This window comes from Vibrio sp. 704, assembly GCF_033339295.1.
On sequence record NZ_JAWOUH010000001.1, the window covers coordinates 84,466 to 97,896 of the forward strand.

The 13,431-nt window shown below is 42.0% G+C and carries 17 protein-coding genes and 1 riboswitch; of the genes, 3 read left to right on the forward strand and 14 right to left on the reverse strand.

The genetic code is table 11. The features are described from left to right. Positions 1-41 precede the first annotated feature (41 nt). Positions 42-141, reverse strand: a riboswitch (purine riboswitch). Positions 142-378: 237 nt separating this feature from the next. From R7R24_RS00365 to R7R24_RS00375, 3 genes are all read right to left on the reverse strand, one after another. Beyond that, entirely contained in the window at positions 379-519 is a 141-nt protein-coding gene (locus R7R24_RS00365; RefSeq protein ID WP_005373694.1) for a PA3496 family putative envelope integrity protein, read from the reverse strand. A 50-nt stretch (positions 520-569) separates the two neighbouring features. Continuing rightward, complete coding sequence (locus tag R7R24_RS00370; protein WP_005373692.1) at positions 570-779, reverse strand: hypothetical protein; 210 nt, start codon at positions 777-779, stop codon at positions 570-572. A gap of 240 nt (positions 780-1,019) precedes the next feature. Continuing rightward, positions 1,020-1,229: a cold-shock protein gene (locus tag R7R24_RS00375; protein WP_005373691.1), complete on the reverse strand. Its 210-nt coding sequence runs from the start codon at positions 1,227-1,229 to the stop codon at positions 1,020-1,022. Positions 1,230-1,631: 402 nt separating this feature from the next. On the opposite strand from R7R24_RS00375, the gene R7R24_RS00380 reads away from it, so the two are divergent. Then, positions 1,632-2,480 carry a pirin family protein gene (locus R7R24_RS00380; protein WP_005373689.1) on the forward strand — a complete coding sequence of 283 codons (849 nt, stop codon included), beginning with the start codon at positions 1,632-1,634 and terminating at the stop codon, positions 2,478-2,480. A gap of 142 nt (positions 2,481-2,622) precedes the next feature. Here the strand turns inward: R7R24_RS00380 and R7R24_RS00385 are convergent, their stop codons facing one another. From R7R24_RS00385 to R7R24_RS00430, 10 genes are all read right to left on the reverse strand, one after another. Beyond that, positions 2,623-3,471 carry a patatin family protein gene (locus R7R24_RS00385; protein ID WP_005373688.1) on the reverse strand — a complete coding sequence of 283 codons (849 nt, stop codon included), beginning with the start codon at positions 3,469-3,471 and terminating at the stop codon, positions 2,623-2,625. Between the two features lie 257 nt (positions 3,472-3,728). Continuing rightward, positions 3,729-4,067: a hypothetical protein gene (locus R7R24_RS00390; RefSeq protein WP_005373686.1), complete on the reverse strand. Its 339-nt coding sequence runs from the start codon at positions 4,065-4,067 to the stop codon at positions 3,729-3,731. 692 nt (positions 4,068-4,759) lie between these two features. Continuing rightward, the gene (locus tag R7R24_RS00395) at positions 4,760-5,191 is read right to left on the reverse strand and encodes a YccF domain-containing protein (RefSeq protein ID WP_005373685.1); all 432 of its coding nucleotides are present in this window, start codon (positions 5,189-5,191) and stop codon (positions 4,760-4,762) included. 218 nt (positions 5,192-5,409) lie between these two features. After that, entirely contained in the window at positions 5,410-6,342 is a 933-nt protein-coding gene (locus R7R24_RS00400; RefSeq protein WP_005373683.1) for a Gfo/Idh/MocA family protein, read from the reverse strand. Positions 6,343-6,465: 123 nt separating this feature from the next. Further along, positions 6,466-8,121 (reverse strand): phosphoethanolamine transferase, encoded by a 1,656-nt coding sequence (locus R7R24_RS00405; protein WP_213883390.1) that lies wholly within the window; start codon positions 8,119-8,121, stop codon positions 6,466-6,468. 21 nt (positions 8,122-8,142) lie between these two features. Further along, positions 8,143-8,499 carry a diacylglycerol kinase gene (locus tag R7R24_RS00410; protein ID WP_031778834.1) on the reverse strand — a complete coding sequence of 119 codons (357 nt, stop codon included), beginning with the start codon at positions 8,497-8,499 and terminating at the stop codon, positions 8,143-8,145. A gap of 127 nt (positions 8,500-8,626) precedes the next feature. Beyond that, positions 8,627-9,019: a hypothetical protein gene (locus R7R24_RS00415; RefSeq protein WP_005385575.1), complete on the reverse strand. Its 393-nt coding sequence runs from the start codon at positions 9,017-9,019 to the stop codon at positions 8,627-8,629. A gap of 119 nt (positions 9,020-9,138) precedes the next feature. Beyond that, a complete protein-coding gene (locus tag R7R24_RS00420; RefSeq protein ID WP_132937026.1) occupies positions 9,139-10,437 on the reverse strand; it encodes an ATP-binding protein in 1,299 nt (432 codons plus the stop codon). Further along, positions 10,437-11,150: a response regulator gene (locus tag R7R24_RS00425; RefSeq protein ID WP_005373673.1), complete on the reverse strand. Its 714-nt coding sequence runs from the start codon at positions 11,148-11,150 to the stop codon at positions 10,437-10,439. Before R7R24_RS00425 ends, R7R24_RS00420 begins: the two co-directional genes overlap by 1 nt. A 213-nt stretch (positions 11,151-11,363) precedes the next feature. Next, complete coding sequence (locus R7R24_RS00430; protein WP_005373671.1) at positions 11,364-11,660, reverse strand: isoamylase early set domain-containing protein; 297 nt, start codon at positions 11,658-11,660, stop codon at positions 11,364-11,366. A gap of 278 nt (positions 11,661-11,938) precedes the next feature. Here R7R24_RS00430 and R7R24_RS00435 point away from each other — a divergent pair, with 278 nt between their 5' ends. Both R7R24_RS00435 and R7R24_RS00440 read left to right on the forward strand, forming a co-directional pair. Next, positions 11,939-12,319, forward strand: coding sequence for a hypothetical protein (locus tag R7R24_RS00435; RefSeq protein WP_054577748.1), 381 nt, complete (start codon positions 11,939-11,941; stop codon positions 12,317-12,319). Between the two features lie 83 nt (positions 12,320-12,402). After that, complete coding sequence (locus R7R24_RS00440; RefSeq protein ID WP_005373667.1) at positions 12,403-13,002, forward strand: thiol:disulfide interchange protein DsbA/DsbL; 600 nt, start codon at positions 12,403-12,405, stop codon at positions 13,000-13,002. Positions 13,003-13,071: 69 nt separating this feature from the next. On the opposite strand, the gene R7R24_RS00445 is transcribed toward R7R24_RS00440, so the two are convergent. Continuing rightward, positions 13,072-13,317 (reverse strand): hypothetical protein, encoded by a 246-nt coding sequence (locus R7R24_RS00445; RefSeq protein WP_005373664.1) that lies wholly within the window; start codon positions 13,315-13,317, stop codon positions 13,072-13,074. Positions 13,318-13,431: the final 114 nt, after the last annotated feature.

The window sequence follows — 13,431 nt, forward strand, 5'->3', positions numbered from 1 at the left end:
AGATAGAAATAAATCGAACGCTATCACAAAGAGTAAGACCCACGATGATCTCAACTCTTCGTAATCAGCACTTTGCGGGAACTGGTAGAGACCCCCAAACCATATCATTGGGGTTATACGAAGCAAACGAGAGGGATTATACGCAAAAATATCGCTTTGGCTATACGCAAATAACCTAGCTGTCATTAGTCACGGGGTTTCCTGTGAGCGAAACGACTATTTGCAAGTCACTTGAGTATAGAGGAGCCAGTTGTTTTTGCGTGTGTGAGAGGCACGTGTAATTAGAAGAGTAGTCTAAAAGAGTGGAGATTCGTTTGAGCACAGGTAGGTGGCGGTACCTTGCACAACGATAAAGGCAGAGAAAGCACTAGAGAGCATTTATAGATCGAATAACTTATCAAATTCTCTTTGTTCCATAATGTCTTCTATGCGGCGTCGAGTTTTCTGCTTTATCGCCGCCGCGTTTTGTTCAGACTCTTTTTTGTCTTTTTCTGACTGCTTCTTACTTTTTCTAGCCATTGGATACCTTCCAAATTAGTTGCATTATCCATTAATGCATGAAAACTGAATCAGTTAACAGTAAAACTTCCTAACTTTGAACCTGAATCACAGAGAATAGTTCCAGATTGCGTTTTCTCACAATATTCAAAATCGATCATAAAGCTATGAGAAAGAAGTTTCGGTAATACGTGTCTTCGTAAAATATCACCATTTAATTGATGTATTTTAGCGTTCCAAGAGGTTTGAGGTTGTTCTAAATTAAATTCAATTTCTAACATTTATTCTCCTGTTTTTTAGTGATTTTCTCTTTGTTAAGTAATTGATACCAATGCCTTTGACGGCCAGTTCTTTTTGAGGACATGATTTTTCCTATAAATAATAAATTAAGCAGTACTATTCAGTTTATTTTAGATAGCACAAAGCAATGCCTAAAATTAGGCTGAGTGATTGATGAAAGAATATTTTTGAAGGAGAGAGGTTTGGTGCAGCATGGGCATGCTACACCAAGAAAAGCAGTCTTATAGAGGAGTTACTTCAGTCGCTTGAGGACCTTTTTTACCTTGCTCTACATTGAAGCTTACTTTCTGACCTTCAGTCAGTGTTTTGAAACCGTCAGAAACGATAGCGTTAAAGTGTACGAATACATCTTGGCCGCCGTTGTCTTGAGATAGAAAACCGAAGCCTTTAGTTTCGTTAAACCATTTTACTGAACCAGTTACTTTAGACATAAAAATACCTTTGAATTAAACATTAAAATTATGATTTGTTTTGTGGATCTTTTCTAAGCTATTGAATGTTCAATCAAGAGGAAGTTGTACGCAGGTGTCTGAATTGGGGGATTCAAGATTTTACTGAGAGGAAACTTAAACTAAATGTTGCATTAACAGCTCTCTTCTAAGAGCCAAGGCACACTATACACCTTGTTTAGAAAATAGCTACATTTATTTTAGATAAATTAAATGTGCTCATTATTAACTCGATAAATTGTATTGTTCGAAAAAGTTGAATAAGTAGAACGAATAGTATGGCTCATAATTTTAGCTCATCAACCTAAAATAGAACCTTATCGATAGCCATAGATTGAACATGCGACTTGCAAGCGGTCACAAAGATAAACTAGGAGAACTAGTATGAGTACATTCAGAGAAATTCGTCAGCTTATTCCTGCGCAACCTACTGCTGATGGTGATGGAGTGAAAATTCGCCGTGTATCGGGTTTCAATCATGCTAGCTTTTCTCCATTTTTGATGATGGATGAACTCAAATCAGAAGACCGCGCTGACTATATCGGCGGTTTCCCTCCGCATCCGCACCGCGGTATTGAGACGCTTACTTATATGTTGAAAGGTCATTTCCAGCATCGTGATCATATGGATAATGTTGGTGAGCTTCGTTCCGGTGGTGCACAGTGGATGGCGGCAGGAAGAGGCGTCATCCATAGCGAAATGCCTATTATGAAGGAAGGCGAATTGCATGGTTTCCAAATTTGGATTAACCAGCCTGCGAAAAATAAGATGCAGCCAGCTCAATATCATGACTTTCAACCTGAAACGATCACTGAGTTTGATACTCCGAATACGGGGGTTGTACGTTTGATTGCGGGTCATATGACTATAAACAACGAACGAATTCAGGGGCCGCTAACAGAGACAGGTGTTGTCGCCACGGTAGCCGATTGGAGAGCAATGGGTGGTCAAGCTTTGAATTTGAACACGGAGCAAGACAACAACATGATGCTCTATGTCTATAAAGGTCGTATTCAATTAAAAGGTCGTGAGATCAATCAAGGCGAAATGGCCATTTTATCGAAAGGTGAATGGGTTGAATTGCAGGCCGAAAAAGAGAGTGGTGCACTGATCTTTATTGGTGAGCCAATTAATGAACCCGTGGTGCATTATGGCCCTTTTGTCATGAATAGCATGGAAGAGATAGAACAAGCCATCCAAGATTACAACTCTGGGTTGTTTGAAACTTACTAGTTTGGACTGCCTACTCGCTTTTTCAGTTAGCGAGCAAATTAAAACAGTTTTGAGCCTGAATATTGGGCTCGACCAGAAGCAAATACGATAATCCACTGCCATCGAATTTGCGTTAGCCACGTTTAATCCACGTGGCTTTTTTCTACTTCTGACTCCATCGTATGATGGCTTCCTTTCCTGCTTCAATTCCTAACTCATAAGCATGACGCAGTGGTGCTGGCGATCGACTCAGCCGTTTCAACTTGAATGTTTCAGGAGGACACACTTGAATGATTTCGATACCAGGTGGTGGGTTGTTGATCAGCGCTAAGGTCTGATTGTAGCGAACTTCACGTGTCAACATCGGTTCAATTAATCCGGGCGTTTCTTTCAACATCCTCCTAGTTAGGGCGCTGAATCTTCCTCTTGGCTTTTGATAGCTTGCGGGCTGGCTGCGTAAAACCATAATCTTTTTGGCTCCTCGCTTTATTGCTTCTGCAACAGGAAGTGCGTCTGAGACGCCACCATCAACGTATTGAATTCCGTTCAGTGATACGCCATTTCGGTAAAGTACAGGCAGTGCGCTGCTGGCTTTCATTGTTTCTGCCAAGTCGTCGACATCAGGAAGGTGGTACTCCGCTTGCCCATTGTCTTGACGCGTCACGCCTAAAAAGAAAGGTCGTGAATCAGCTTTGAGCGCAGATTTATCGATGCCAAGTTCTTCGAGGGTGACATTCCACATCCAGTCTAAGTTCATCATATCACCACCACGTAGAAGTTGAGATGGAGAGATAAATTCTTTTCTTAAGCTGTAATCGAGGTAGATTTTTAAGTTACGTCCGGGCATTTTAGCTAAGTAGGCAGCCAAGTTGCTAGCACCCGCAGACACTCCCCAAAAGCTATCAAATGGAGAGAACTCGCTAGCAAGAAAATGATCGAGTATGCCGCATGAAAATACGCCTCGCATGGCTCCACCTTCGACAATCAATGCTCGAGAGCCTACTTTTTCCATCACTTCGCTCCACTCTTTATCAATCGGATAATAGCGTGCAGCTTAACGCATAATGGTTTTATACCCAAGTGGGCCAAAGGTCTAGGTTGCGTTCCTTTGAATAAAAAGGGCATCAACGGATGCCCTTGTCACTTTTAGCCTATGGAATTGCGGGTAATTGAGTCGCTAATTTAGTGAAGGAGACCGAGCCAATTAGCCCCCTTACATAGAGCCATACCTGTAGTCCCATACTGATCGTTGTTGGAATAGTTTGATGATCACTTGTTAAATAGGCATACAAACACTATCCAGAGCGTTGTAAGCAAAAGTAATGGGGTGAATACTTTCTGGATAGAAGCGCCATCAGTTAAATTGTAAATTTTGATGGATTCATTATAGAATGCTCGTTTGAATTCTTTGAAGCTAATGTCGCTCTTCGCATGCGACTGTTCATAGTACTGGTGCGCAGCGTCCGATAGCTGGTATTCCAAGTCTTGGAGCTCGTACTCCTTGTTAAAAAACGCATCCCAAGCCGAAAGGCGGGCTATCGTTTTAGGAGATGGATCCCCATTTAGTTTCTCTAGACGTTTAGCATAAGCTGCTTGATATTTATCCACGGTATATTCCTGTCTGAATAGACGTTGAGTTAGAACATATGTAAAAAAGAAAAATAAGTAATAAAAGGTTTTTTACGTTCTATACCTGTGATAAATGCTAAAAATTTCAATGCTCTAGCACTCCGATGTCGCAAATGATATTGATGGAATTGCTCTGCGACAAATAAAATAATTACTCTAGATAACAACGAATTTTTGTTGTTTTTTTTAAAAACTGATCATGAGATTGAGTGGGGATTTTTACCGAGAAGAATTTCGCTACTGTAACTGTCTATATTTACTCAAAAAGAGAAAATCTTAGAAGCTTTCTTTGATTGATGTGAGATATTTTAGGTCGAAAAGCATTAATTTTGGCTATGCTTATAGTTCGTCTTTTTTGTTGTTGAACTCTACTTCGAGGGGGAAAGAACCCATATTTCGAGCATAGGATAGCTCGCTTTTTCGTTACGTCGTTCTTGGAGTTTGAATCAGTGACGACGCTATGAGTCTAGCATCTTGAACTCACTTGGGTGTATTGATTAATTATAAAAGTAAAGCAGTGCTGAGCTAGGATAAACTTCAACGTAAAGGTGACGGTATGAATATACAATCAGCCATTATTGAATATGCGATAGCGATTATAGGCTTACTTTTGACGGGCGTTACCCTCTGAGCATGACTGCCCAGAGGATAGAAAGCGCATTAGCTTTTTGCTAACGATTGATGTTGTATCGAGCCATTGCAGCTTCTTCTGACGATACAACCGTTTTACCAATTGGTGCGAGTGAAATAACCGCTAGCTTGAGGTGTTGGAGCGCAAACGGAATGCCGATTATGGTGACAAAGCATGCTGCGGCAGAAAGTACGTGACCGATAGCTAACCAAAGGCCTGCAAACACAAACCAAAGGACGTTACCAATAACGCCGAGCGGACTCGTACCAATGTCCATTTCATTGGTCAATTCATCGCGTGAGATGGCCTCTTTACCGAATGGGAAAAAGGAAAAATTACCCATAACGATACACGCACGCCCCCAAGGTATTCCGATGATGCTAATAAAGGCCAAAATACCAAAAAACCACCATAGCAACCCCATAAATACGCCACCAAATACAAACCAAATGATGTTACCAAGTGTTCTCATTCTATTTCCTTTATTCTTGAATGTGATGATTCAGATACCTGAGGGCACCGTAAAACAAATCTAAACCGTCTGTTTTGTCGATGTGTGCTTTCGTGCCCTCATTGACCTGATTGATAGAATAATCGCTGTAGTCTTAACAGAGAATGAATGCCTTCCCTAAGGCAAGTCTTTTTAGTATAGAGCGTAATACTCAATCAAGCATATAGCCAAGAATCGCATTATCTAGAGACAACTTTCTCGAGATATTGACAAATTTGCTCTGCCAATCGATGGCTAGCAATGTTGCGTGTTACTACTTCATCAGCAATATTTCCAGACTCAACGACGCCAAACCAATCGAGCAACATCGAATGGAAACCTTTACTCGTCAGCATTGGCGTCCAGTCTTTCAAATTGGTTTTTTGCTCTTGGTTAGCTTGCCATAGTTTGCCTTCAACGAAGGAGTCGAACTCAACTGCCTTGTTTGCATAACAAGCTTGAACGCGCTCTGTAGTGATACCGAAGTGGCGATTCATCGAGGCGTGGAGCAAAGTATCTCCATGTTGCCACTGAATATCTAAACGCGCCAACTGACCACCTTCAAGTTGATGAGTTACATAAGCATCTTTTAGATCGGCTTTGGCTGTGACGTTAACGCTGTCTAATGGGTGAATAAAATCATCAAATATAAAGGTACGAACATCCCCCGGTAGTTGGTGACGGTTCTTTTCCCAGCGTAACGACTTTAAGTCAGATATGTTGCCTTGCTGCACTTGTGGCATATGTTGGTTGTAAAGTGGAATGTGACGACGGTTAAAGCCCACATAGAGTGGCTGTCTCTCTTTTTCGGCAATGTCGTACAGCTTTTCTACGTCATCAGCACTATTTGCTAATGGTTTGTCGACAAAGGTTGGAATTCCATGCTGCAGAAAAAATGCCGCTATTTGAGGGTGTACGCTTGTTGCCGCATGAATCATGACGGCATCGACGCCAAAGTGCAGAAGTTGCTGGTAGTCTTGGCAGATCTCTGAGATTCGATACTGCTTAGCCAGGCTCTCAAGTGTGTTTGGGTTGCGGGTACAAAATACAAGTTCGATATTTGGAAGCTGAGTGATAACAGGAAGGTACGCTTTCTGAGCGATATCCCCTAGACCAATAATACCAATTTTCATCCTAGTCCTTATCTCGATGTATGGATCGCGGACTGTCAGTATAACGCTTGGCGTGGCGATGAGTTTAAATACCTTGTTAGAAAAAGCCTGGTTCACACTTTGAGCCAGGCTTTATTGAATGATTTAGGAAACGGCTCGGCAGGCTTTGAATATATCTAACTTGCTATCGTAGGCTTGAGTTTGTACATCCATAATGCCTAATAAAGAGTGGAACACGTTATCATGTGAGTATTGGCCTGCATTCTGTGCTTGTTTATACAAACAGTCGGTATTGATCTGCTTCGCTTGTTTAAAGCCCGAAGACAGCCACATAATCAAAGGAACACGTTTTTGGAAATCTGGTGCAAGGCCATAAGGCATACCATGTAAGAACAATCCGTTTTCGCCTAGTGACTCACCGTGATCCGATATGTAAATTAGCGCGGTATTATACTCAGACTCTAACGCTTTAAGTTTTTTGATGGTTTCTGCCAATACAAGATCGGTGTAGCGTATTGTATTGTCATATGTGTTCACTATTTGTTCGATGCTACAGTTTTCGATGTCTGCACGTGGACAGTCTGGTTTAAAGAAGGCGTTGTCTCTTGGGTAACGCTGAAAGTAGGTCGGACCGTGGCTTCCTATAAGGTGCATGGCGACCACTCGGTTACCGTGCATATCCGCGACTTCCTGATCAAAATGATCTAATAGCGCCATGTCGTAACAAGTTTGGCCATTACACATAGGGTTTACTTGCTTTCGATCCACTTCAATTTTCTTGATCTTGTGGGCTACTTCTTTATCCCCACCGTCATTTTCTTTCCAAATGAGGTCAACCCCAGCGCGCAGCATTATATCGAGAGCATTGTCCTGGTTATCCGCTTTGGTGCGTTCAAACTCGTTTCGCGTGAGCTGTGAAAACATACAAGGCACAGATACAGCAGTCGCGGTGCCACAAGACGCGACGTCTTGAAATAAGATAACATCCAGTTTACTAGTATAAGGGTTTGTCTCTCGTGTATAGCCATTGAGTTGGTAGTTCTGCGTTCGAGCGGTTTCTCCTACGACAAAAACCAGTAGTGTTGGTTTGCGCTGTGCTTGCTGTACGGCGCTATCTGACTGCTTTGCATCTGTGCCGATTTCTCGATATGGCTCTGGCGTGGTGAAATATTTCTCCTTCACATACCCGGTCGCGCTGTAAACGAACTGGGTGGGTATGATGATTTTTTTTAGGTGGCTATTGTTGCGCCCTACAGATGCGTAGTCTTGATAGTACACGCTGGCAATGACGGCGATGACAGCTAGCGACGACAGCATCGATACTAATTTGGTAACAGAGAAGTACAGTAATTGGTGACGTTGAGATTGCAGCTTGACCTTAAAGATAATTATCGCTGGGATAACTCCCATAATCAGCGTCCAAATTACAGAGTGAGCACTCAGGTAAGAACTCGCCTCGCTCGAATCGGTTTCAACAATATTGGCAATCATTCCAGAATCGAAAAGTGTGCCATAGTTATAGCTTGCGTAGCTCACCATACTTGAAACAATGATTAAAATTATAAAGAACGGCTTGCCGATCCAAGGCCAACTAAATAAATTAAAAAGGAAATTGAGCGCGGCAAGAAAGAAAATTGGTATTGTGATAATAAATCCAATCTTGACATTATCTAAGTGTGTAAAGATGCCGATCAGTTCTTTATAAATAGGGATGTTTACGACGAGAGCGAAATACAGCGCCAACAGGAAAGTAAAGGTAACGTAAGAGATACCTCTCTGTTGTAAATCATGTGTCTTCATAATGAGTGTCTTGAATAAAAATTAGAGCAAGAACGAAGCCCAAATAAAAAGGGCAAGAGTTAACGCAACAAATACTGCTGCTGAACCAATATCTTTGGCTCTACCACTGAGCTCGTGCCAGTCATCGCTAACACGGTCGACAACCGCTTCTACGGCGGAATTAATGAGTTCGACGATCAATACCAAGAACAGGCTACTGATCATCAGCACTCTTTCGTATGTGGTGACAGGAAGGAAAAAAGCATAGACGGAAAGCACCAAGGCGAGAATCAATTCTTGTCTAAAAGCGGCTTCGTGTGTCCATGCGGCTTTCAATCCTTGAAATGAATAGCCGGTCGCATCCATGACACGGCGTATACCTGTTTTACCTGGCTTCAAAATATGACCTTACTATTTAAGCATTGGGATGGAACACATATCCCAGAGAGGTAACGAGATTAATCGTTACAGCGTGAAACATTTGTGAATAGAATCCTTCGCGCGATAATTTAAGAAAAGTGCTTATTTAATCAAGATCGTAGACGGTATAGCCTTTGTGCTGGAGACATTTACGCAATACGAGAGATTGGGTTTTGGTTGAATCATTTGTTCCACTCAAAGCACCAGCTCCAGCTCCTACAGCACCGCCGGCAGCAGCACCGACAGCCGCTCCACCTAATCCGTCTTCTAGCGCGCCAGCAGCTGCGCCGATCAATGCGCCTGTAACTGCCCCATTAGTGGCTTCAGATTTCGCTGCCTCTGATTTGTCGACATTTTCTGCATAGCCTTGGCAGTAAAGAAAGTCTTGTTCATATGTACTAGGGTCAACATTGGTCATGTCGACGACAGGTTTTTGGTTGTAGGCGCAAGCTGTAAGCGTAGAAGTAAGCGCCATAATCAGGATAAAAGATTTATACATGAGTACTATCCATTTAGTGTGTGAATCTTATGGATTAAATGTACACTGTTTTATTGTTGGTCTCTGTCGCTTGAGTGTATTGAAGTGTCGTCTTCTGTAAATGGGGTAGGAAGGTTAAGTTAACTGTCTGATTTTTTGAGGCTAAGTGTGAAGCAAGCTCCTCCAAGTGGGCTATGGCAAATCGAAACTTCTCCACGTTGAAGCTCCATTATCTGTCTGACAATCGCCAAACCGAGCCCAAACCCGCTCGTCTTTTTGTTGCGAGATTCATCCGCGCTGTAAAATGGTTCGAATAGATGAGGCCAATGCTTTTCTTCAATACCTATGCCATCATCATGAACATTGATGAAGCAGCGGTGCTGATCGTGTTTTATCTCTACTAAAATCTGCTTATCCGCGTACCGCATTGCATTGCGCAGCAAGTTATCTAAGGCTCGCTTTAACAATTTTGGGTCAGCAAACGCGAGAACGTTTTCTGAGTTTACTTCTTGAAGCGAGATAGCGAGCGTAGTCTCTTTTTGCCATCTCTGTCGTAATTCTTTGACTAAGTTGACTAGGACGACTTCTTCTTGAGTTTGTAATGCTGTGTCAGGACGCTCCATCTTTGCGTAGTAAAGCAATTCTTCAACCATTTCTTCCATCTCGTCAATGTCTTCGACGATACTGTAAACATACTTTTTCTGTTGTTCAGTTAAGGTTGAATCCGATAACAAATCTGCTTGCCATTGTAAGCGGAAGATTGGGGTACGCAATTCATGTGCAACGGCGTTAGTTAGCATTTTATTGCTAGTGATCAAGCGAGATACTTTATCGGCCATCGTGTTAAAGCTTTTGTTTAACGTCCCAACAGACTTAGCGCTTGAGGTACTAGCTCGAGCCTTGAAGTTACCTGAGGCAAACTCAACGGTCACTCTCTCTAGCTCTCGAATCCGACGGCTTAAGAACCAGATCAACAATATGCAATACAGAGCAAATCCAGCTAAAAAGAACAACCAAACGATATTGTCATCAAAGTTGGCAGCTTTAACCACAGGGCTATTCGGATTATCGCTCATTTTAAAGATAGGCGTGCTCGCATCTAGGCGGAACCAGATATCCCTTTCTTCATCGTAAGCGACGTTAACGGAGGTATCACTTTCAAACGCCTTTTTGATGTCTGTTGGAAGCTCTTCAAGCGTATGAGGCACCAACAAACGATGGCTTGATGTGGCAAATTGTTCCAACTGTTGTTGAGTATATTCTAATCCGTGTTCTTTATAGATAGGGTAGATCAGATCGTGAAAAGCTTGACCCTCATGCTCTTGTAACAGGTAGTCATAATCTGTGTTGATCTCATAAACTAAGAACTCGTATCCCCACAAGCTAGCCATAAACAGAATGATAAGGCCAACAAAGCTTTCCAGATAAATCCGTCTCATTATTCATTCCATGCATCAGGCATAAATAGGTAGCCTTTGCCGCGAACGGTAATGATTTTTTGTGGTGAGCAAGAAGCATCGCCTAGCTTCTTTCTCAGTGTCACTATGCGATTATCAATGGTGCGGTCTGTTCCATCGTATTCAATACCACGCAGTGTTTTGGTCAGCCACTCGCGTGATAGTGTTTTTTCAGCATGCGTTGCAAGAACCCACAACAAATCGAACTCGCCGTCTGTCAGCGCAATTTCTTCTTGGTTCATTACGCACGATTTACGCAATCGGTTTAAACACAGAACACCAATTTGTAGGCCGTTTTCGGACTCGGTAGGCGCCGCCTCTTTTCTTCTTAATAGCATGCGAATACGAGCCAGCAATACGCGAGGTTTGATGGGTTTAGTAACAAAGTCATCTGCGCCTATTTCTAATGCGGCGACATGATCGAAGTCATCATCACTTGCTGTCAGCATCAACACTTTGCCTTTGTAGCATTCTCGGATTTGACGACATACACTCAGACCATCTTGCCCGGGTAGCATCAAATCTAACAGCACCACGTCTGGTTGTGTGTCAATAATCGCATTGGGTGCGTCCGTCCCATTGTCGATACATTTGACCTGAAAACCTTGTTCAACAAAATACTCTCCCAACATAGTTTGTAATTTGGGATCGTCTTCCACAATGATTAGAGATGGTTTGATTTGTTGTGCGTTCATTTAAGTGATGTATACAATATTTAATATCAATGGAACTTAAACAAATTTACGAATTATTTCAAATAAAGCTTTCTCAGAATAAGGTTATCGGATGAGTTAACTGGATAAAATTGACAATTAATGATTTAAATCTAATCACCAATCACATTTCGAGAGATGTAAAAAGGCGCAACGTTTGCGCCTAGGTATGGAATCTTAAAGCGAAATTACCGCTTATTCGGTGGTACATACGACGCTGTTGTCGCTGCCAAATGCATTTGGAACGTAAGCATCAGCTTGTGGGTCATTTTCCCACTTCGCGTCATCGAGCAAGTAACGGAACTGAACATTCTGCGCTTTAGGTAAGCGGGTTTTAAATTTAAACTGACGACTTTTCTTCACTAATTTCATCGGTTCTGGCTGCCAGTTGTTGAAGTCTCCAGCAATTTGGACAGAGTCCCACTGATCTTTATCTAGCTCGAACGTGACTTCGACTTCATCTTTTGTCTTAAAGAATCTTTTTTTAAGCATTGATCTTTCCTTGTTCGTACAAAAACCGTTCTAACTATTACTCGTGTTTCATAATGATTTCAAGTTTTATCGAATTGTTGCTGGTATCTGATGAGGGGAGTATCCGAACGGTGAATAGCTCGTTGTGCTGGTTTCGTGTACTGAGGGAGCGTTAGAGAGAAAATTCACTAGCCTAAAATGGTCAAAGAACAGAGTTTGTTAGCGAGCCGAGAGTCCGTATCTTGAAGTCAAATCGTTATCATGTATTATCTTAAATCACCATTTTCCTTGATGTAGCTATGTTGAAGTTTAACCGTACATTGTTGACTGCGATAGTTTGCTTAGTTGCTATGCTTTTGAGTAGTGTCGCTCCTGTGGCGGAGGCTTCCGCTCCGATGAAAACAATTGAAGTACGCGATCTTATTGTTCAACAGGCTGCTCTGCACAAACAACTTGGCGTCAATGACGACTGCGTAGAATCACATCACGATGAGTCAGCCATCAATAAGGCACAACAATCTCACACGAGTTGTAGCTCTTCCTGCATGGTCAAAATTCCCGCCAACTTATCTCAAAACGACTTACTGCTTCTTCCTTATAGCCTTGCTTTGATTGATAGGCCTCTAGTCGAAAAAGTAGTGACAGTGATCACCAAGCTTTATCGTCCTCCGATTGTTTAATTCCTCATCTCAAATTACTTGGGGTTTACCCCTTTTTACCAAATGAAATGATTTGGCATTTGAATGCCACAAGGAAATAAACAATGAAAAAACTACTTGCCTTATGTAGTGCACTTTTACTGACTTTTACCGCTCATGCAGCGCAATTTGAAGAAGGGAAGCACTACAAAGTTCTGGATGTAAAGAAAGCATCGAAACCTGTTGTGACGGAATTCTTTTCTTTTTATTGCCCACATTGCTACAAGTTTGAGTCGCTTATTGAGCGTTTAAAACCTGCTCTGCCAAAAGAGGCAAAGTTTGAAAAGGTGCATGTGGGGTTCATGGGCGGAGATATGGCGATTCCGATGGCCAAGTCCTACGCGACGATGGTGTCGCTAGGAGTTGAAGATACAATGATTCCTGCCATGTTTGCCCAAATTCATCAAAAGCGACAAGCGCCAAAAGACGAAGCTGAGCTGAAACAACTCTTCGTTGATAATGGCGTAGAAGGTAAGAAGTTTGATGCGGCGTACAACAGTTTCGCCGTAAACTCAATGCAGAAAGGTTTTGATAAGCAATTCTCTGCCAGCACGTTAAGAGGGGTTCCGGGTGTGGTTGTGAACAATAAATACATTGTTTTGGCCAACGAAATTCGTACTTACGACGAGTACAATCAATTAGTTAATTACTTATTGACGCTGTAACTGTAAATAGCATTGAAGCTTAAAAATGGCGACGGTAGAGTCGCCATTTTTATGCTTATCACTTTCGTATTATCTAAGAACGCTTGTACATGCTTGAGTCGGAACACTAGTCATAAATATGGCATGCGGATAAAACAAGCTAGCAGCAGTGATTGCAACATTACATGGCTGAGCAATCGTGGTTTTAATCACATTGGTAAGCACAGCGCCTGTATTATTTACTGTTTGAGCGGCGGCTTGTTGTGCCTGGTAAGACACGCAACCTGTCGTTGCATTGATCATCGCAGTGCTAAACAAAAGTTTGCGAAAAAACATATTCATATCCTTTGTGAATGCTTTGAATTACTTATATGTGGATTGATTCATAAATGAAACAAAACAGTGTTCAAAATATGTGTGCATTCACGAAATAAACATTGTTTTATAAAA